The 16,908-nt window shown below is 61.2% G+C and carries 24 protein-coding genes; 19 read left to right on the top strand and 5 right to left on the bottom strand.

What is annotated here, in order from left to right:
* The first annotated feature begins 52 nt into the window (after positions 1-52).
* Positions 53-379, top strand: a complete 327-nt coding sequence (locus ACVIGB_RS26575) for a DUF736 domain-containing protein (RefSeq protein ID WP_456720404.1) — start codon at positions 53-55, stop codon at positions 377-379.
* A gap of 95 nt (positions 380-474) precedes the next feature.
* On the opposite strand, the gene ACVIGB_RS26570 is transcribed toward ACVIGB_RS26575, so the two are convergent.
* Positions 475-891 (bottom strand): hypothetical protein, encoded by a 417-nt coding sequence (locus tag ACVIGB_RS26570; protein ID WP_456720405.1) that lies wholly within the window; start codon positions 889-891, stop codon positions 475-477.
* A 165-nt stretch (positions 892-1,056) separates the two neighbouring features.
* On the bottom strand, positions 1,057-1,290 hold the full coding sequence (locus ACVIGB_RS26565; RefSeq protein ID WP_456720406.1) for a helix-turn-helix domain-containing protein: 234 nt from the start codon (positions 1,288-1,290) through the stop codon (positions 1,057-1,059).
* Between the two features lie 227 nt (positions 1,291-1,517).
* On the opposite strand from ACVIGB_RS26565, the gene ACVIGB_RS26560 reads away from it, so the two are divergent.
* From ACVIGB_RS26560 to ACVIGB_RS26495, 14 genes are all read left to right on the top strand, one after another.
* Complete coding sequence (locus tag ACVIGB_RS26560; RefSeq protein WP_456720407.1) at positions 1,518-1,781, top strand: DNA -binding domain-containing protein; 264 nt, start codon at positions 1,518-1,520, stop codon at positions 1,779-1,781.
* A 130-nt stretch (positions 1,782-1,911) separates the two neighbouring features.
* Positions 1,912-2,121 (top strand): transcriptional regulator domain-containing protein, encoded by a 210-nt coding sequence (locus ACVIGB_RS26555; protein ID WP_456720408.1) that lies wholly within the window; start codon positions 1,912-1,914, stop codon positions 2,119-2,121.
* Between the two features lie 7 nt (positions 2,122-2,128).
* Positions 2,129-2,728 carry a DUF2285 domain-containing protein gene (locus tag ACVIGB_RS26550; RefSeq protein ID WP_456749238.1) on the top strand — a complete coding sequence of 200 codons (600 nt, stop codon included), beginning with the start codon at positions 2,129-2,131 and terminating at the stop codon, positions 2,726-2,728.
* A 172-nt stretch (positions 2,729-2,900) separates the two neighbouring features.
* Entirely contained in the window at positions 2,901-3,152 is a 252-nt protein-coding gene (locus ACVIGB_RS26545; protein WP_456720410.1) for a helix-turn-helix transcriptional regulator, read from the top strand.
* A gap of 14 nt (positions 3,153-3,166) precedes the next feature.
* Entirely contained in the window at positions 3,167-4,246 is a 1,080-nt protein-coding gene (locus ACVIGB_RS26540) for a replication initiator protein A (protein WP_456720411.1), read from the top strand.
* Positions 4,243-4,881: a ParA family partition ATPase gene (gene parA, locus ACVIGB_RS26535; RefSeq protein WP_456720412.1), complete on the top strand. Its 639-nt coding sequence runs from the start codon at positions 4,243-4,245 to the stop codon at positions 4,879-4,881. The genes ACVIGB_RS26540 and parA overlap by 4 nt, the downstream gene beginning before the upstream one ends.
* Positions 4,878-5,132 carry a hypothetical protein gene (locus ACVIGB_RS26530; RefSeq protein ID WP_456720413.1) on the top strand — a complete coding sequence of 85 codons (255 nt, stop codon included), beginning with the start codon at positions 4,878-4,880 and terminating at the stop codon, positions 5,130-5,132. The genes parA and ACVIGB_RS26530 overlap by 4 nt, the downstream gene beginning before the upstream one ends.
* On the top strand, positions 5,129-5,647 hold the full coding sequence (locus ACVIGB_RS26525) for a DUF2840 domain-containing protein (protein ID WP_456720414.1): 519 nt from the start codon (positions 5,129-5,131) through the stop codon (positions 5,645-5,647). Before ACVIGB_RS26530 ends, ACVIGB_RS26525 begins: the two co-directional genes overlap by 4 nt.
* Positions 5,644-6,189, top strand: coding sequence for a S26 family signal peptidase (locus ACVIGB_RS26520; protein WP_456720415.1), 546 nt, complete (start codon positions 5,644-5,646; stop codon positions 6,187-6,189). Before ACVIGB_RS26525 ends, ACVIGB_RS26520 begins: the two co-directional genes overlap by 4 nt.
* A 35-nt stretch (positions 6,190-6,224) precedes the next feature.
* The gene (locus ACVIGB_RS26515; protein ID WP_456720416.1) at positions 6,225-6,560 is read left to right on the top strand and encodes a DUF736 domain-containing protein; all 336 of its coding nucleotides are present in this window, start codon (positions 6,225-6,227) and stop codon (positions 6,558-6,560) included.
* A gap of 160 nt (positions 6,561-6,720) precedes the next feature.
* Positions 6,721-7,473, top strand: a complete 753-nt coding sequence (locus ACVIGB_RS26510) for a lytic transglycosylase domain-containing protein (RefSeq protein ID WP_456725072.1) — start codon at positions 6,721-6,723, stop codon at positions 7,471-7,473.
* Positions 7,474-7,827: 354 nt separating this feature from the next.
* Positions 7,828-9,567, top strand: a complete 1,740-nt coding sequence (locus tag ACVIGB_RS26505) for a relaxase/mobilization nuclease domain-containing protein (protein WP_456720417.1) — start codon at positions 7,828-7,830, stop codon at positions 9,565-9,567.
* Between the two features lie 41 nt (positions 9,568-9,608).
* Positions 9,609-11,591, top strand: coding sequence for a conjugal transfer protein TraG (locus tag ACVIGB_RS26500; protein WP_456720418.1), 1,983 nt, complete (start codon positions 9,609-9,611; stop codon positions 11,589-11,591).
* Between the two features lie 7 nt (positions 11,592-11,598).
* Positions 11,599-12,036 carry a CopG family transcriptional regulator gene (locus tag ACVIGB_RS26495; RefSeq protein ID WP_456720419.1) on the top strand — a complete coding sequence of 146 codons (438 nt, stop codon included), beginning with the start codon at positions 11,599-11,601 and terminating at the stop codon, positions 12,034-12,036.
* A gap of 245 nt (positions 12,037-12,281) precedes the next feature.
* On the opposite strand, the gene ACVIGB_RS26490 is transcribed toward ACVIGB_RS26495, so the two are convergent.
* Together ACVIGB_RS26490 and ACVIGB_RS26485 are read right to left on the bottom strand one after the other, a co-directional pair.
* Positions 12,282-12,806, bottom strand: coding sequence for an SGNH/GDSL hydrolase family protein (locus ACVIGB_RS26490; RefSeq protein WP_456720420.1), 525 nt, complete (start codon positions 12,804-12,806; stop codon positions 12,282-12,284).
* A 30-nt stretch (positions 12,807-12,836) separates the two neighbouring features.
* On the bottom strand, positions 12,837-13,745 hold the full coding sequence (locus ACVIGB_RS26485) for a S1/P1 nuclease (protein ID WP_456720421.1): 909 nt from the start codon (positions 13,743-13,745) through the stop codon (positions 12,837-12,839).
* 127 nt (positions 13,746-13,872) lie between these two features.
* Here ACVIGB_RS26485 and ACVIGB_RS26480 point away from each other — a divergent pair, with 127 nt between their 5' ends.
* The 4 genes from ACVIGB_RS26480 (at position 13,873) to ACVIGB_RS26465 (ending at position 16,746) form a co-directional block, all read left to right on the top strand.
* Complete coding sequence (locus ACVIGB_RS26480) at positions 13,873-14,046, top strand: hypothetical protein (protein WP_456720422.1); 174 nt, start codon at positions 13,873-13,875, stop codon at positions 14,044-14,046.
* A gap of 103 nt (positions 14,047-14,149) precedes the next feature.
* Positions 14,150-14,452: a CU044_2847 family protein gene (locus ACVIGB_RS26475; protein WP_456720423.1), complete on the top strand. Its 303-nt coding sequence runs from the start codon at positions 14,150-14,152 to the stop codon at positions 14,450-14,452.
* Positions 14,453-14,494: 42 nt separating this feature from the next.
* Positions 14,495-16,297 (top strand): S1 family peptidase, encoded by a 1,803-nt coding sequence (locus ACVIGB_RS26470; RefSeq protein ID WP_456720424.1) that lies wholly within the window; start codon positions 14,495-14,497, stop codon positions 16,295-16,297.
* Between the two features lie 95 nt (positions 16,298-16,392).
* Positions 16,393-16,746, top strand: a complete 354-nt coding sequence (locus ACVIGB_RS26465; RefSeq protein WP_456720425.1) for a hypothetical protein — start codon at positions 16,393-16,395, stop codon at positions 16,744-16,746.
* Here the strand turns inward: ACVIGB_RS26465 and ACVIGB_RS26460 are convergent.
* A complete protein-coding gene (locus tag ACVIGB_RS26460; protein ID WP_456720426.1) occupies positions 16,743-16,892 on the bottom strand; it encodes a hypothetical protein in 150 nt (49 codons plus the stop codon). The genes ACVIGB_RS26465 and ACVIGB_RS26460 overlap by 4 nt on opposite strands.
* Positions 16,893-16,908 lie beyond the last annotated feature (16 nt).

Here is a 16,908-nt window from a genome sequence, read left to right as displayed (position 1 = left end):
CATCGAGGCCGCACGGTGCGGGCTCGAAGAACAGAGATCAAGGAGAACTACCATGGCGACCATCGGCACCTTCAAGAAGACCGGCAACAACGAGTTCAACGGCGAAATCGTCACCCTCTCGCTCCAGGCCAAGAACGTCCGCATCGTCCCCGAAACCAGCCGCTCGGGCGACAACGCGCCCAGCCACCGGATCTATGTCGGCCGTGTGGAGATCGGAGCCGCCTGGTCCAAACGGTCCAACGAGGGGCGCGATTATCTCGGCCTCAAGCTTGACGATCCGAGCTTCACGGCTCCGATCTTCGCGAACCTCTTCGCCGATGAAGAAGGTGAAGGCTTCAGCCTGATCTGGTCTCGTCCCAGCCGTCGGAACGGCGACTGAGCCGGCCCGCAACGCCTCGCCCGGCTCGCCCGGGCGGGGCATCTTTCAGATCAAAAGTTGGCCGTGCAGACGTCGCGCATGGCGGATCGTTCCGATCAGCGGCGGCGGACCTGTCCCGCCTTGATCGGCCGTCTTTGAATAGCCTCCAAAATGGTTTCGACGATGTCGCCCCAGTCGGGGCAAATCGCGACCAAACGATCGAGCACGGTGGGATCCCGTTCGATCTGACCGAGCGACTGAGCGCGCCATTGGTCGTTGACGCTGACGCTCATCAACCCCAGGCATTCGACGACCGAACTGTCAGGCGGCAAGTGTTCCAAGATCGCCGTCACTATGCCGGTCCATTGTTGGAGCAGACGCCAGTGCTCAGCGGCGGGCCCGATCTCCAATTTCTCTTGAAGGAGATCAATCAGCAAGAGAAAGCGAACTCGCCAAGGTTGGGACCTGAGGTCCGCCACATAAGCGTCCACGACTTCGCGGATGTCGGCTGGCAAGTGCTCGTATAACGTCATATTGGCTACTCCATTCTCCAACCATGCCGCTAGTCCTTTGGGTGGGCAAGCGTCATTGGGAACAGAGCAGATTTGGCGGGAGCTGCCTATCTACCTACGTGTGACGCAGCGCGGAGTTGGTTCCTAATCTGCCCAGGGCGACGACGCAGCACCAAATATGCTCTGTCAGCGGGCCCGATGAGGATGAGCCACCGTTCGTTTAATCAAATCGGTTGCTTCGACGCCTAGTGCCTTCGCGATTCGGCCGAGCACCGTCACGCTGGCCGAGACATCGGCGCGTTCGATCGCGCCGACATAACGGACACTTAGTCCGGCGCTATCGGCCAGCTCTTCCTGCGTCATCTCCTTCATATGGCGTATCCGACGCAAATTGATCGCCATGACCTCCTTGAGATCCATGGCGGGGAGGGAACTAACATCGGCACGATCGTTCCAGGAACGATCGTTCCGATTCGTAAATCGACGTGCTATTTATGAACCCTGACGGGACGTCGTTTGCCCATTGCAGGTACGTCGTGATGCAGCCTACGCATCAGTTGTAGATCCTGTGGCATTTGGCGGCTTGCAAAGTTCCTGCCGTCCAATGAACGTGTGGAATTGCTTGGTGCTGAGGGGAGCCGATCGCAATGAACAAACTACCATTCCAGGATCAGCCGCCACAAACCGATCGTGTGAACGCTTACGACGAGAATCATCTTGCAATCTACGTGCGGTTGTTAATGGCCGAAGAAGAGGGCGCCGACTGGCGTGAAGTTGTTGAAGTGCTCTTCGGTCTTGATCCCGTGCGCGAACCCGATCGCGCCAAAATCGTCCATGACAGCCATTTGGCCCGCGCGCGATGGCTGGTGGACGGCGGATATCGGCATTTGTTGCAACCGCGGATGCAGTGATCAGGCTCCGTCAGGTAGGTTGCGATCGTGCGTGATGCAACTTCAGGGTCTAGTCTAGCGACCCCTCTTTTCCCATCCTGCCGTGGCCTTCGCTGGGGAGCGCGGAAAGTGAGAAGCAAGAGGACACACCATGCCCACGCAGTATTGGCGCGCGCCGGAGACGATTGAGCGGTTGAATAGCCTGGAACGTCCGGGCTTCGCCCTCGAGTTCCTTCGTCGCAATGCCGATTACCGTCGTGACTTTGCCCATACACAGCGCCAGATCGCGCGCGGCGGCATTGATCCTGAGGGCGTCCGTGCCACGTTCGCACGTCGATGGGGATTGAGGTTTCGCCCATGACCCAGGTTTGCCGGTTGGGCCTGACCCATCCCTATGGTTGCCTCAGGTATCACCGTCAACGCTGATCATCGAGCCGGCGCCTTCCGGCTTCGACATCGATACGCCCGTTGATCGTAACGTCCTTGGGCGATCGCTCGTCGAGCGGATCGATGCCGATGGCCGTGAGCTGGTGATCGCCGACGGATTGGGCGAAATTCACGTCCGCTTGCCCGACGAGCAGGCCGCGCGACGTCCCGCTGTGCTTGTGCCGATTGACGGTATGGCCGAGCTGCGGCTCGACGTCGCGCTGCGGTTCGTTCGCCGCCTTCGCGGCCAGCCTATGGACCTTCTGCCAGCGTCCCTGCGGCTGACACGATTGCAGAAGCGGCGATTGATTCAGCTCCTTCACACCTTCGACGTCCTCGACCTTGGTGGCGGCCCACGAGAGGTAGCGGCGAAGGTGCTCGCGTCCGATCACGCACAACGTCGGTCGGTCGAGTGGAAGGATTCGCATGCCCGCCGCAAGGCAAACCGCCTGATTCATGAATCGATCGGCTTGGTCGAGCGGGGCTATCTGAGGCTCCTGCGCGGCCTTTGGCTGGTCGATCCTCCCAGCATCCCGCCCTAATGGCTTTCATCTGCACCCCGTTGGGGGCGCCTCCGTTCGCCTGATTGCGAACGCGGGGGGACACGCAGCTGCAAATGTTTTCGTCCACCCCCAACGCCTGAACTCTCCGCCACCATGGCCCCGACATGCCGCGACTTGGCCGCGGCGCTTCGAGGCAAGACGGAGATCTCCCATGCTCGACAGGCCCGCGCAACTCGCTACCCGCTACGTGCGCACCCCCGAGGCCGCGCGCCTCCTCGGTCTCTCGCCGCGCACGCTGGAGAAATACCGCTGCCATGGCAACGGCCCGACCTTCCGCAAGCTCGGCGGCCGCGTCGTCTACGCGATCGGCGATCTCGAAGCCTGGGCCGATCAGGCCGCTTGCACGTCAACATCGGATCCTCGCTACGTCGAGGCCCGCGCCGCGGGCAATGCGCATCGCTAAGGCAGCGCTCGCCCATGTCGTCGCGTCGCCTCATTGTGCCCAGCGAGCGAAGCAAGCTCGACCCGTTCATTGTCGCCACCGGCGATGCCAGTCCGCGCGATCAGCGCGATCTGATGGAGCGGCCCTTCTTCTCGCTCGCCAAAGCCAAGCGCACGAAGCCCATTCTCTACCAGGCCGGCGACGTCAGCGTCGAAGTCTATGCGGTTCCCGAGCACGGTATGGCGACGATCTGGGACGCCGACGTTCTGATTTGGGCGGCCAGCCAGATTGTCGAGGCTGAGAACCTCGGCCTGAAGACCTCGCGCTTCCTGCGCTTCACGCCCTACCAGCTTCTGATCGCAGTCGGGCGACAGACGGGGGCGCGCGACTACAGGCTCTTGAAAGGGGCGCTGGCCCGCCTCCAGGCCACCGTCATCCAAACCAGCATCCGGCACGGCGAGCATTGGCGGCGCCACCAATTCTCCTGGATCAACGAGTGGGAGGAATGCGCGAGGGCCGACGGTCGCGTCGAAGGCATGGAATTCGTCCTTCCCGACTGGTTCTACCGCGGCGTCATCGATCGCTCCCTCGTTCTCACGATCGATCCGGCGTACTTCAGCCTGACCGGCGGCATCGAGCGCTGGCTTTACCGCGTCGCGCGCAAGCATGCCGGCCGCCAGCCGAGAGGATGGCTGTTCGAGATCGCGCACCTCCACAAGAAATCCGGAAGCCTGGTGCGAGTCTCCGATTTCGCTTTGCAGATCCGGCTTATCGCTGCACGCCAACCACTCCCCGGCTACAGCTTGCACATCGAACGAGAGGGCCGCCGCGAGCTGCTGCGAATTCTGCCGAAGTTGTCCACTGCCCCTGTGGATGAAGCTGTGGAAGCGGTCGGGACTCCGCACGCAAACGGCATCGGGACTCCGCACGCAGCTCCATCGGGACTTCGCACGCACGTAGTAGAATCTAACTTAGAGTCTAACCTAGAGTCTAACTGTTGTAGTGGGCCGGTGCGTGTTGCGAATAACGCTGACGCGCGCGTTGAGCTGCCAACCAAAGCGTCAAGCCAACAATCTTTCCCGCCTCTCCACCACAAGACGGGAGGCAAGCGATGATTGTCTCACTGCTCAACCAGAAGGGCGGGGTCGGCAAGACGACGCTCGCCTTGCATCTCGCCGGAGAATGGGCGCTACGCGGGAAGCGTGTGACACTGATCGATGCCGACCCTCAGGGCTCGGCACTAGACTGGTCACAGCAACGGGTGCGGGAGAACGTCGCGGGGTTGTTCGGTGTCGTTGGCCTGGCTCGCGACACGCTACATCGCGAGGCGCCGGAGATCGCGCGCAGCGCCGATCACGTCGTCATTGACGGACCGCCGCGCTTCGCGGGATTAATGCGATCGGCGCTGCTGGCCGCTGACCTGGTGCTGATACCCGTGCAACCATCGCCGTTCGACGGCTGGGCCTCGGCGGAGATGTTGGCCCTGCTGCGCGAGGCCCGCATCTATCGTCCGCAGCTCGCAGCTCGCTTTGTGCTCAATCGCTGCGCCGCGCGCTCGATCATCGCTCGCCAGACAGCCGAGGCGCTTGCCGATCACGATCCGCCGGTGCTCGTCAGCACTATCGGCCAACGTGTCGTCTTCGCTGATGCCGCGCAATCCGGCCGGCTCGTCTTCGAGTTCGCTGACCAGAATCCCGCCGCCCGCGAGGTCGCCGCGCTCGCCGCCGAAGTCGCGAGGCTCGCGCCATGAGCGAACGCTCCACGAAACGCGAATTCGCGTTACGGCCGGGCGATGCCGAACGCTGGATCAAGGCCAGCGAAGTGCCGTCACGTCGCATGGTTGACGCATCGGAGTTCACCGCGCGTTTGACCATCGACGTCACGCCGGCGTTGCGCGGCCGCATCAAGGTCGCGGCCTTCCAACGCGGCGTCACCGTTGCCGACATGCTGCGCGAGTTGCTGGCCAGAGAGTTCCCCGCGGACACTGGAGAGCCGTCATGAACGACAATGAGGCTCTGCCGCCGCGTGCCGTGCCGCCGTCGCATCGACGCGCCGTTGCGCTCACCCATGTGGAACTGACCTGGATCGAGAAGAGGATTGAGCACTGGCTGCGCTTCGGCCGTCGCACTGAAGAGAAGATCCTCGACCGCCGCCGCAGCATTTCGAGCTTTCAGCCTGGGAGCATTTTCGGCTTCGTTCGCTGGGCATCGAATGACTACGGCACCGTGGTGTCGCGTATGGACATCGTGCGCGCCGTGGAGGCGGGTCAGCGCTATCAGACGCTTCCATTCGTCCGGCCCGGCGGCGAGATCCTGCTGCGCGTCGATAGCTGGCCGATGGTCGAGCGGGTGTTGCAAGCGGTCGACGCCATCGAGGCGCTCGTCATCGATCCGGCTGACGCCGCGCCCGAATATTGGCGACATCTCCACAACCGCCTCACCGCCGGTCATGAGCCGCGCGCCTACACGCGCGAGCAACATGTCGCCTGGCTCAAGCGCCGGAGCGTCACGCCATGACCCGCTTCGGCTATCTCATGTTGACGTACATTGCGGCGCTGGTCGCCAGTGCCCTGGCGTTCCTTCATCCCACGCCGCGGCTGATCTGGAACACCACTGCAAGCACGCCCGTAGGGCTCTACGTGCTGCATCCGGTTGGAGAGCTGCGCATCTTGGAACTGGTCGCGGTGCGGCTCCCGGAACCGGTCGCGAGCTTCTTCGCCGATGGCGGCTTTCTTCCCAAAAGTGTGCCGCTGCTCAAGCACGTGATGGCGCTGCCCGGGCAGACGGTGTGCCGGTCCGGCGACATCGTCACCGTCGATGATGTCGACGTTGGTGCTGCACATGATCGCGACCATCTTGGCCGTCTCCTGCCGCATTGGAGCGGTTGCACCACTCTCCAACGAGGCGAGGTCTTCCTCATGAACCCGACCGTCCCGGACAGCCTGGACGGACGCTATTTCGGCTCACTGCCCGCCACCTCGATCGTCGCGCGCGCGGTCCCGCTTTGGACCGACGAGGCCGGCGACGGCAGCTTCGTCTGGCGCGCCGCCACTCATTGACCCGCTTCCCAACCCGCCAACCCAGGAGGTTTCCCATGGCGCAAATCGGCGAATTCACCCGCGACAAGTCCGGCTTTACTGGGCGCGTTGAAACGCTGTTCTTCGAGCGGATTCTCACCCTCATCCCGGCCGAATCCTCGGATGCCGAGAACGCGCCGGACTACCGCATTCGCCTTGGGGATGCCGACGGCCCGGAGATCGGGGCCGGCTGGAAGCGCACCGGCGAAAAGGCCGGCGATTACGTTTCGCTCATCATCGACGATCCCGCGCTGCCGCGGCCGATCCGCGCCAACCTCTTCCAGTCGGGCGACGACAAATCGGCCTGGACGCTGAATTGGAATCGTCAGCCTCAGCGCGCCGAGCGGGACTGATCGCATGCGAGGTCCTGTCACGCGTGCCGGCGATAAGGCGTATCGAAACTCCATGCCTTTGTTGGCTGCAAAGCCGTCTCATCCCTACGTTCGGCGCAGCCGTCCGCGGGCTGCGGCGCACAGCAATGGTCAAACCAGCGCTCCACGCGCACCATTGGTGATGAGCACAACGCTCCGCCGTGATGGCGGAGCCACGGCGGGCTTTGCAGTTCTCCTCCTTACCGGCCTACTGGTGATTGGCGGCCCGCTTCCGGCAGCGTCGGCAGAGAAAGCGCCGGCGCGCGGTCAACCGACGAGCGACCGCTTTGCCACTTACGTGGCGGAAGCCGCGCAGCGCTTTGGCATTCCGACTGCATGGATTGGCGCCGTTATGCGGGCCGAGAGCAATGGCGATCGGCATGCCGTCTCACCCAAAGGCGCACTTGGCCTGATGCAACTCATGCCCAAGACCTGGGCGGACATGCGCGCTCGTTATGGTCTCGGACGCGATCCCTTCGATCCCCGTGACAACATTCTCGCCGGCGCCGCCTTCCTTCGCGAGTTGCACGATCGCTACGGCTCCCCGGGCTTTCTCGCAGCCTACAATGCGGGTCCTGGGCGATATGAGGAGTTTCGCGATAGGCATCGTCCACTGCCCGCCGAGACTGTCGCCTATGTCGGGGCCATCGTCCCTTTTGTCGATGCGGAGAGGGCACCAGGACCTCTTCTCCTAGCGGCCTCTTCTCATTCATCCTGGATGCGGGCGCCGCTGTTTTTCGGGCGCGCTGACGGACCATCATCCGCCGCCCGAGTGACACTCGATCGACCCGCGCATGACAGGCCGGCTGCAGTTCCCGTGCACGATCTGTCCGCCATTGCGCCGCAGTCGGAAGGCTTGTTCGTCGCACTCTCGATACCGGGACGATCGCAATGACTGCAGCGCGTTGCCGATATGAGAATCCAGATCGGTGCTCCTCGGCGAGCAGCAAGGCCGCCGACAATCGCATAGTTGCCGTGCAATGCCGGCTTTCCACTGCGATCCGGCTCAAAGTCGCGCACAGGCGTGTCGTAGCGCAGGCCTGCGGCGACGAAAAAGCAGGGGAGGGAGACGCGCAAGCAACGACCGAACGATGGCGAGATAAAAGGCCGCAATGTGCGGCTCGGTCGGTCGGTTGTTATTGCTTTGGTATTTTGCTGATCCGGCAATGTACGGCTTCGGCACGCAATGTGCGCCTCACCATCAACTCATTGCAGGGACTTTGCCTTTCGCACATTGCCGAGGCTGGCCATGGCTGAGGAGAAGGAATTTCAGCCCCGGCCTGGCCGCATCCGCTCCTCACGGAGTCAACGGGCAAAGCCCTTCATCGCCCAGGCGCTCGCGGCCGCTCAGCGCGCTGGCGGCGGCGTTGCGCGCGCCGGCCGCCTCGCCAACCATCGCCATTCACACTTCGGCCGTGGGCGGGTTGCCAGCGTACGGGCGAGCCGTCTGCTCACCAGCCGCTCGCGTCTGGTCACGATCAAGACCCGGGTGGTCCGTCATAAGGCGCGCTCGGCGCCGCTCGCGGCGCACCTCGGCTATCTCCGGCGGGAGGGCGTGACCCGGGACGGGGAGAAGGCTCACCTGTTCGGCCCTGAGACCGATGATACCGATCCCAAGGTCTTTGCCGAGCGCTGCGAGCGCGATAGGCACCATTTCCGCTTCATTGTGTCGCCCGAAGACGCAGCCGAGATGGCCGACCTCAAGGGTTTTGCCCGCGAGCTGGTCGGGCAGATTGAGAAGGACCTCGGCACCAAGCTCGATTGGGTTGCCGTGGATCACTGGAATACCCAGCATCCGCACGTCCACATCCTCGTGCGCGGCGTCGCTGAGGATGGCCGGGACCTCGTCATTTCCCGCGCCTACATCAAGGAGGGGATGCGTGCCCGCGCACAGGACTTGGTCACCCAAGAACTGGGACTGCGCTCCGATCTCGACATTCGCCGCTCGCTCGAGCACCAGGTCGATGCTGAACGCTGGACACAGCTCGATCGCCAGCTTGTTCGCGACGCAGGTCGTCACGGTGTCATCGATCTTGCGCCCGATCCGACGCAGCAGCCGGATCAGTTCCATACGTTGAAGGTCGGCCGGCTGCGGCGTCTGGAGAGCCTCAGCCTTGCCCATCAACTCGGGCCAGGCCAATGGGTCATGGACGAGGCCGCTGAGACGACGCTGCGCGAGCTCGGTGATCGTGGCGACATCATCAAACGCATCCACCACAGTCTCACTGAGCGTGGCATCGAGCGCGGAACCGCGAGTTACGTGCTATCAAGCGAAAGCCTCGACGTGCCTGTCATAGGACGCCTCGTCGATCGCGGTCTCGACGATGAGCTCAAGGCAACCACCTATGCCGTGGTCGATGGTGTCGACGGCCGCACCCACCACATTAGGCTACCTGACCTTGACGCTGCCGGCGACAGCGCGCCGGGCTCGATTGTCGAGCTCCGCAAATTCGATGACGCGCAAGGCCGGCGCCGCGTGGCGCTGGCCGTCCGCTCTGATCTGTCGATCGAAGCGCAGGTGGCGGCAAGCGGCGCGACATGGCTTGACCGGCAAGCGGTGGCGCGCGATCCGGTGGCACTTGGCCAGGCCGGCTTCGGCGCCGAGGTCCGGCAAGCCATGGAACGGCGGGCCGAGCAACTCATCGAGCAGGGTCTTGCCGAGCGCCAGGCGCGTGGATTGGTGTTTGCGAAGAACCTGATCGGGACGCTGCGCCGCCGGGAGTTAGAGACTCTCGGTGCGCAGCTCGCCGCCGAGACAGGCCAGCCGTTCAATCCGTCGGCCACCGGCGAATATGTTGCCGGCACCTATCGACGGCGCTTCGCGCTCGCCTCTGGCCGCTTCGCCATGATCGACGACGGTCTCGGTTTCCAGCTCGTGCCCTGGACGCCTTCGCTCGAAAAGCAGCTCGGTCGCCGCGTCTCCGGCGTCGCCCGCGATGACGGTGGTGTCGATTGGGGTTTTGGACGCAGCCGGGGGCTTGGCCGGTGAGCCATCTCTTACTCACCGAATTCAAGGAAAGGGCTGCTGCCATGTCCGCGACCAAGATTCTTTGGGGACAGGTCATCACGATCTTGGCGATCGTCCTGCTGACGATCTGGATCGCGACGGAATGGACGGCCTGGCGGCTCGGCTTCCAACCTCAACTTGGGCAACCTTGGTTCGAACTGCTCGGTTTTCCGCTCTACCTGCCGCCCGCTTTCTTCTGGTGGTGGTTTGCGTACGATGCCTATGCGCCACATATCTTCCTCGAAGGCGCCTATATCGCAGCTTCTGGCGGCCTTGTCGCCGCGCTGGTCGCGATTGGCATGTCGGTCTGGCGCGCCCGTGAAGTTAATAATGCAGAGACCTATGGCTCCGCGCGGTGGGCCGAGGTCAAGGAGATCGCGCAGGCTGGCCTGCTGGGGCCCGACGGCGTGGTTCTCGGCCGGTTCGGGCGCGCCTATCTCCGCCATGATGGACCGGAGCATGTCCTGTGCTTCGCGCCGACCCGGAGCGGCAAGGGCGTCGGGCTCGTCATCCCCTCGCTGCTGACCTGGCCAGGATCTGCGATCGTCCACGATATCAAAGGCGAGAACTGGCAGCTCACCGCGGGCTTCCGCGCCCAGCATGGCCGGGTCCTTCTGTTCGATCCCACGAACGCGAAGTCATCGGCCTACAACCCGCTGCTGGAAGTCCGGCATGGCGAGTGGGAGGTCCGTGACGTCCAGAACATCGCCGACATTCTGGTCGACCCTGAGGGCAGCCTCGAGAAGCGGAACCACTGGGAGAAAACCAGCCACGCACTTCTGGTTGGCGCGATTCTGCACGTCCTTTATGCCGAGGAGGACAAGACGCTCGCCGGCGTCGCCGCCTTCCTGTCTGATCCCAAGCGGCCGATCGAATCGACGCTTGCTGCGATGATGCGTACGGCGCATCTCGGCGAGGCAGGCGTCCATCCCGTCGTCGCCTCCGCCGCGCGCGAGCTCTTGAACAAGTCCGGCAACGAGCGCTCCGGTGTCCTGAGCACTGCAATGTCCTTCCTGGGCCTCTACCGAGACCCCGTGGTGGCGGAGGTGACGCGGCGCTGCGACTGGCGGATCACCGACATCGTTGGCGGAAAGCGAGCGACCACGCTTTACCTCGTCGTGCCGCCGTCGGACATCAACCGCACGAAGCCGCTGATCCGGCTGATCCTCAACCAGATCGGCCGCCGTCTCACCGAGGATCTTCAGGCCAAGGCCCGCCGGCGCCGGCTCCTCCTGATGCTCGACGAATTTCCCGCGCTCGGCCGGCTCGACTTCTTCGAGTCGGCGCTCGCCTTCATGGCCGGCTACGGCATCAAGAACTTCCTGATCGCCCAGTCGCTGAACCAAATCGAGAAGGCCTACGGGCCAAACAATTCTATCCTCGACAACTGCCACGTCCGGGTCAGCTTCGCGACCAACGACGAACGGACGGCGAAGCGGGTGTCGGACGCATTGGGCATGGCGACTGAGATGAAGGCGATGAAGAACTATGCTGGCAGCCGGCTGGCACCCTGGCTCGGCCACCTCATGGTGTCACGGTCGGAGACCGCACGCCCGCTGCTCACACCCGGCGAGATGATGCAGCTACCGCCATCTGACGAGATTGTCATGATGTCGGGCCTCCACCCGATCCGAGCCAAGAAGGCGCGCTATTACGAGGATCGACGCTTCCAAGAGCGCATCCTGGCGCCGCCGCCACTAACCAAGTCGAACGACAGCCGCCCGGACGACTGGAGTTCGCGGCCACTGCCGCCGCGCCCGGCAGCGGTACCGGCTTCGGCGGACGATGAATCCGACGCAGAGGACCCAAAGACGGCTGACCGCCGGCAGCAGCCGGAACTTGCTCGTGACGCCGTGGATAGCAGAGGGCCCCTCGATAACGAGCTCGCCTCGGAATTTGCGGACGAACTCGAGGAAGATACCCCGCGGATCGGGCGCCTAAACGACATGATGCAGAGCGTCGCGCGCCAGGCATCGCTCGATCCGGGCGACGATCTCGGACTGTAAGGCAGACATGACCGCGCCAAAGAAGAAAGCCCAGATGTCTGTGTATCTCGATCCTGACGTCATGAAGGCGCTGTCGGCCTACGCGGCTCGTCGTGAGCAATCGATGTCGCTTATCGCCGAAGCCGCGATCGCGTCCTTCCTGTCACCGGACGCTGACGAGCGGCGGGAAGCAGCGATTGCCAAGCGCCTCGATCAAGTCGATCGCCGCATCGCACGGCTTGAGCGCGACGTGGGGATCTCGGTCGAGACGTTGGCATTATTCGTCCGGTTCTGGCTCACGACGACACCGCCACTCCCCGAGCCCGCCGTTAAGGCGGCGAGAGCGCAGGGGGGTGCGCGGTGGGACAATTTCGTTGCAGCGCTCGGGCGACGGCTCAGTCAAGGACCGAAGCTCCGACAGGAGATCCCGGAGGACATTGAGAAGACTGGGCCGCTCGGAGGGTAGCCGGCTAATCGCCCAACGATCGCACGCCGCGTTGACGAAAATCCAGCGGCGGTGGCGACGCTTTGGCTTAGTCCGGGGCAGTCGCTTCCGCCAAGCCGGCGCAAAGGGCTTGAGCTATGCAATTGTAGCTCCAATCGTTCTGATAAAGCCACTTGCCGTCGAAATTGCTGATCATCTCGTCCATCCGGATACCGCGTTCGACGTGCCAATATCGCATGATCTCGAAACGGCGGAATAGCGCTACATCATGCTCCGCCGCTATCATCTCCACGATGCGAAGCATCTCTTGCGTAGCTGGTTGTCGGCGTCTCGTCTTGTTGGAGCAACGCAGGGGCGTACTGGAGATTCATTAGGACGAGATCGGTCTTGGCCTGTGCCAGATGATCGAAGCCCCGGAGAATGGCCGCTCCGACGTCGTCCAGAAAATAGTCCTTCCAAGCCGCATTGGTGCCGACCTGCCAAATCACCAAGGTTGGACTCAACGACATAACATCCTTCTTGAACCGGGCGGCTTCATTTGGCGCTTCGTCGCCGTTCACGCCGGCGTTGTGCATATTGATCTTGCGACCCGGAAAACGGCCGGCGAGTGCTGTCCCGAGCTTGTTCACGTACCCGTTGCCGGGGCTTGCTCCCTTCCCGAAGGTCGAGGACGAGCCAACGGCGACGATACTAGTGTCACCTGTCCCTCGGAGCGCTTCCGGGAGCCGCGGTAATGGCTGTCCCAGCGAAGTCAGTTCCAGTGGCGTATCGCAGCTAGGGACCTCCGACATCTTGATCTCCCGATCGCCAATAGCGCGGCATCACTGACGCCTTGTGTAAGGGCACTGCGAAGAGCTGAAGACATCGTTCAGATATCGCGCAAGCCGAATGCCGGCGAAGCCGAGTTGTTGGTTGATAAGCGGCGTGACTCGATCATAGTAGGCCTGATCGAGGGTAGCACCGGCATCTACCCAGACGTTGAAGGCGATCGCCGCATTGTGGGCGTCTTCGGCCCATGCGACCGGGTCATCTTTGATATCGTTCTTGGCTGCATCGGTTGTCAACCAACCCGATTCTAAATCGTCGACGAAGGTTGGCCAATTATACTCCATCGCACGGATCAGGGTTGTATCCCACATCTTGTGGAGATTGTCGGGCGGCGTCGAGCATTTGTCGGCCGAGCACGTCTTTCCCTTGAACTGCAGTTTGTCGGTCGCGAACGTGATCCCGTTGCCTCCTATATTCTCCCAGATCGTGTGGAAGGGCTGGTGGATGTCGCCTACGAAGTGGACGGCGAATTTGAGAGCGCGAAGCTGCTGATCGCGGGCGGTGCAACGCAGCTCGTTCCTCAAGCGTGACAATTCGTTGATGACGCAATCGCCTTGCTCGGGCTTTTCCTTCGGGCACTCCGCCGCGGGATCGTAATGCGTATCCTGCCTTGGAATGTCGACGAAGTGCCAGTTGTAGGTGCCGTTCGGCTTCCCTCCGTCGTAGCGAACCTCATCGGCCCACGTTGAAATCGATGCCAGCGAGGGAGTCGAATATGGCGTCGCGTTAGGACTGGCTCGAAGGATTTGGGTTATGGCCTGGGCAGCGTTCTGAGAGAGCCGTCGTTGAGCGATCTCGGCGACGATCGAATGGCCCTCCTCACCCCATGCCCAAGCGTCGAAAGCAAAAATAGTGAAAACCAGTGTCATCCAACTTTTCAAGAAAGGAAATCGAACGCTCATCACTGGCTCTCCATTCAGGCGATTATTATTTTCGATCAAAGTCTCGACTTTAGCTAGAACGTCATTATTGCAATCCATCGTTCAAAATGATTATTCTCGGCACGTTCATTTTTGAAGGCCGACATCGATGGCTGGCGAACTGCCCGACTACGGAAAGCCCGACCGGCTGTATGATATTGGCGATCTATTGCAGGGGTATGATCCAAGCGACAAGTTGGCCTTCGTCAAGTCGTGGGATTTCGGGCCTATCGCCGCTAGCGTGCTTGTCGCGGCAAATTCAGTTCGCGGCGCAGCTCGTTGACATGGGAAATCTAATTTCCTGAACGAAGTCCGCTCGTCGGTCGGCTTGTCCGCATCGGAAACCAAAATTATGCTGGACGATACTTTTTGACAGGAGCAGAGCCTTGGACACCGACCTCCCGACTGAGATCTTGAAGATCAAGCTTCCTAACGGCGCCATAATCTATGCCGAAGTGCAACTCCTCGACCGCGAAGAAGACATTGCGGGCAAGGAAATCAACCTTTCTGATTTGAAAGAGAAGATCGCTGGCATCGCTGAAGTGGTGAGGGACGCGATTGTGGACCTCAAGCCGAAATCAGCCAGCATGGAATTCGGGCTTGAGATTGGCTTGGAAACTGGTTCGCTGACCGCGCTTCTGGCCAAGGGCACTGGCAAGGCAAATCTAAAAGTGAAGCTCGATTGGTAACGAGCGATGCGCGGCCGTCTCTTTAACCTTGTAATGCCTCGAATGTTCGAGGTCACAGTTAAGACCGAGGCTAAGGGGGGATCGGTAAACGGAACTGGCTTCTTTGTGGGCCCCGGTCTTGTTCTCACCTGCAAGCACAACGTTGTCGACGAAAAGGGTGCACTTCTCGACGTTGTGATTAAGAAGATTTCTTCTGACGGCACATTTGCCCAGCAAAAGCCAGTCAAGATCGAGGTGTCCGAGCGGGCAGATCTGGCGCTGCTGAGGATGGAGGATCTTTCCAATCGGTATGTCGTGCTGGATGACGCTTTGCTGTACGAGCAGAGCCTCCTCGGCTATGGTTTTCAGACGTCGACCTCGCAAGTCACGCTTGAACCGATTCCCTTGATCTACAAAGGCACTCGCGTCGCCCTTGGGCAATCCACTTCCAAGGGGCTTTGCCTGGCAGCGGAGGCACGCCTTGCCCATGAGCTAAGTGGATCGCCGCTCGTCAATCGTCAAACGCTCGCGGTATGTGGGATGCTCTACAGGCGGCTCAACACCGGACCGGGCGGCATCGGCTGTCCGTTAGAAGTTGTTTTTACTGAGTTTCCCGAACTCCAGCAGTCTTCCAGAGGAAGAAGGGACTGGTATTGGCAGCTACTGGTGTGGTTGGCGCGAATCTTCAGTCTAAATTTCCGACCGCGGACCGCTTTTCGAATTGTATATCTCGGCGGTCTTGGCTTTGCGGCTCTCTTTCTGCTCTCGATAATTTTGAGCACGTATCAGGCGAATCGCCTCCTGTTCTCGCGCGAGGGACCTCTGGGCTCCCAACCTCTTTTTGATCTAGTGAACTTTTCGCCAGTGTCCTACCTGAGGGCGCGAGGCTTTGAAAAGGCTCAAGCCGGGTCCGAATTCTCGAATCTGATCTTCGTCATGCGGCGCGACGGCGATTTCGTTCAAATAGCAGCTACCCCGATTAGAAGGTCCTTACGAAGTTTTCGCGAGGGTACTCCGGCGCTTGCCATTTCGGAGAGGGACGTCTCCTACGCAACCCCGAACGCCGTGCAGAATGAATGCCGGCAGGAATCGGCAAAGCGCGAACTCGAAATTGCTGCTCCGCCTTTTAGCTCGATTGGTGTATTGGATCCTCCTGAGATCTGCCGGCTTTTTGTTGCCTCTCCGCCCAAGGATATTGCGGAGGCTACCGCTCGCCTTAAGGCTTGGCGACGATGGAAGAGGACCACATTCTATAAGGCTAAACACGCATTCTACTATGTTCAAGCCGCAGCGGGCACCTGGTATTCCAACAACAACAATTTCCTCGAACCGCTCGTCAGCACCTCTGTCCTCACCGGGTTGAGCATTCCCCTGGAAGATTGCCAAAAATCTCTCCGCTGTGTAGCCACCGATCTCAACAAGCTCGAACTTGTGCCGAATGGGTCGCAAATCAGCGCTACGCTTCCGCGGGGCGAACCCGATGTCGGCTCCGAATTGGGAGACAGCCCATACCTCGACGCACAATTTTCGGTTGGCGGTAGCCTAAAAGCTCTTCGATTGGCCATCGCTCTTCGCGAAACATCACTCGATATGGGAACGGCCTTGCAAGAGGTCCAGCTTGACGATTTGCTTGAATATTCCAGCGTTATCGGGCCACTGGCGACCCTGAATCGAGAGGCTTTGCGAACCGAGAACCTCCGTAGTCTGTTAGTGACCAATCTCACGAGCGCAACTCTGTTTGGACTTGTAACTGTCTGGCAGGCTTTCGTGGTGTTTGCGCTCTTTGCCGTCGGCGATCGGGTGTGGAATGTCCGCATCGCTCGCCGAAGAGCTGCAGGTGATGCAAACAAGCCTACTCACACTTAAACTGTTCCGAACTGGGCGAATTAGAGTCAGGAGAACTCATGCTAAAGAAATGTCTAGTTGTGATCCTTATCGCTTCGGCGTGTTCGCGCGTTTGCATGGCTCAGGCCAGCAGCGGTCTCGAAGCAAGGCGCTCACTCGCAAAAGCGACTTTGGAGCAGATCAATACCGCGGCGGATAATTTTAAGAAGAAGTGTGGCGTTACTGTTTTTCAGGACATTGTGCCGGGTGAAGTTGATTGCGGCAACGGAAGACAGACGATCGGAGAAGCGTGGGGCCGAACTTTAGAACAAGCCGGCTACCCTGCCACTCCTCAGGCCCGAAGGCTTGCAGCGCAAAATTTGGGACTCGATAGCCGTACCAGCCTCGTTCTCTTTTTGGCTCCTGCTGATAACGAAAAACTCGACTATCTGATAAAGGCGCTCAAACAGATCCAAAGCGACGGCAACTAGTCGGCAAGCAGCTGCGTGCGAATATCCTGACCATTCTCCGGATCGGGTCCGGCGACGACGCCCACCCCATCCGCCGCACGAGCGGCAATGCGGCCCGGAATCGCAAAGCCGAGTTCAGCGTCGTCCCAAATCAGCCGGCGGGCCACGTTGCGCCGTCCTAGC

It is taken from the genome of Bradyrhizobium sp. USDA 4341 (assembly GCF_054063755.1).
The sequence above is the reverse complement of the archived record's forward strand: the minus strand, read 5'-3'. Positions and strand labels throughout refer to the sequence as shown.

What these genes read in the sequence shown, in the direction of transcription:
- ACVIGB_RS26575 (WP_456720404.1), top strand. Translation starts at nt 53, where the DNA reads ATGGCGACCATCGGCACCTTCAAGAAGACCGGCAACAACGAGTTCAAC.
- ACVIGB_RS26570 (WP_456720405.1), bottom strand. Translation starts at nt 891, where the DNA reads ATGACGTTATACGAGCACTTGCCAGCCGACATCCGCGAAGTCGTGGAC.
- ACVIGB_RS26565 (WP_456720406.1), bottom strand. Translation starts at nt 1,290, where the DNA reads ATGGATCTCAAGGAGGTCATGGCGATCAATTTGCGTCGGATACGCCAT.
- ACVIGB_RS26560 (WP_456720407.1), top strand. Translation starts at nt 1,518, where the DNA reads ATGAACAAACTACCATTCCAGGATCAGCCGCCACAAACCGATCGTGTG.
- ACVIGB_RS26555 (WP_456720408.1), top strand. Translation starts at nt 1,912, where the DNA reads ATGCCCACGCAGTATTGGCGCGCGCCGGAGACGATTGAGCGGTTGAAT.
- ACVIGB_RS26545 (WP_456720410.1), top strand. Translation starts at nt 2,901, where the DNA reads ATGCTCGACAGGCCCGCGCAACTCGCTACCCGCTACGTGCGCACCCCC.
- ACVIGB_RS26540 (WP_456720411.1), top strand. Translation starts at nt 3,167, where the DNA reads ATGTCGTCGCGTCGCCTCATTGTGCCCAGCGAGCGAAGCAAGCTCGAC.
- parA (WP_456720412.1), top strand. Translation starts at nt 4,243, where the DNA reads ATGATTGTCTCACTGCTCAACCAGAAGGGCGGGGTCGGCAAGACGACG.
- ACVIGB_RS26530 (WP_456720413.1), top strand. Translation starts at nt 4,878, where the DNA reads ATGAGCGAACGCTCCACGAAACGCGAATTCGCGTTACGGCCGGGCGAT.
- ACVIGB_RS26525 (WP_456720414.1), top strand. Translation starts at nt 5,129, where the DNA reads ATGAACGACAATGAGGCTCTGCCGCCGCGTGCCGTGCCGCCGTCGCAT.
- ACVIGB_RS26520 (WP_456720415.1), top strand. Translation starts at nt 5,644, where the DNA reads ATGACCCGCTTCGGCTATCTCATGTTGACGTACATTGCGGCGCTGGTC.
- ACVIGB_RS26515 (WP_456720416.1), top strand. Translation starts at nt 6,225, where the DNA reads ATGGCGCAAATCGGCGAATTCACCCGCGACAAGTCCGGCTTTACTGGG.
- ACVIGB_RS26510 (WP_456725072.1), top strand. Translation starts at nt 6,721, where the DNA reads ATGAGCACAACGCTCCGCCGTGATGGCGGAGCCACGGCGGGCTTTGCA.
- ACVIGB_RS26505 (WP_456720417.1), top strand. Translation starts at nt 7,828, where the DNA reads ATGGCTGAGGAGAAGGAATTTCAGCCCCGGCCTGGCCGCATCCGCTCC.
- ACVIGB_RS26500 (WP_456720418.1), top strand. Translation starts at nt 9,609, where the DNA reads ATGTCCGCGACCAAGATTCTTTGGGGACAGGTCATCACGATCTTGGCG.
- ACVIGB_RS26495 (WP_456720419.1), top strand. Translation starts at nt 11,599, where the DNA reads ATGACCGCGCCAAAGAAGAAAGCCCAGATGTCTGTGTATCTCGATCCT.
- ACVIGB_RS26490 (WP_456720420.1), bottom strand. Translation starts at nt 12,806, where the DNA reads ATGTCGGAGGTCCCTAGCTGCGATACGCCACTGGAACTGACTTCGCTG.
- ACVIGB_RS26485 (WP_456720421.1), bottom strand. Translation starts at nt 13,745, where the DNA reads ATGAGCGTTCGATTTCCTTTCTTGAAAAGTTGGATGACACTGGTTTTC.
- ACVIGB_RS26480 (WP_456720422.1), top strand. Translation starts at nt 13,873, where the DNA reads ATGGCTGGCGAACTGCCCGACTACGGAAAGCCCGACCGGCTGTATGAT.
- ACVIGB_RS26470 (WP_456720424.1), top strand. Translation starts at nt 14,495, where the DNA reads ATGTTCGAGGTCACAGTTAAGACCGAGGCTAAGGGGGGATCGGTAAAC.
- ACVIGB_RS26465 (WP_456720425.1), top strand. Translation starts at nt 16,393, where the DNA reads ATGGCTCAGGCCAGCAGCGGTCTCGAAGCAAGGCGCTCACTCGCAAAA.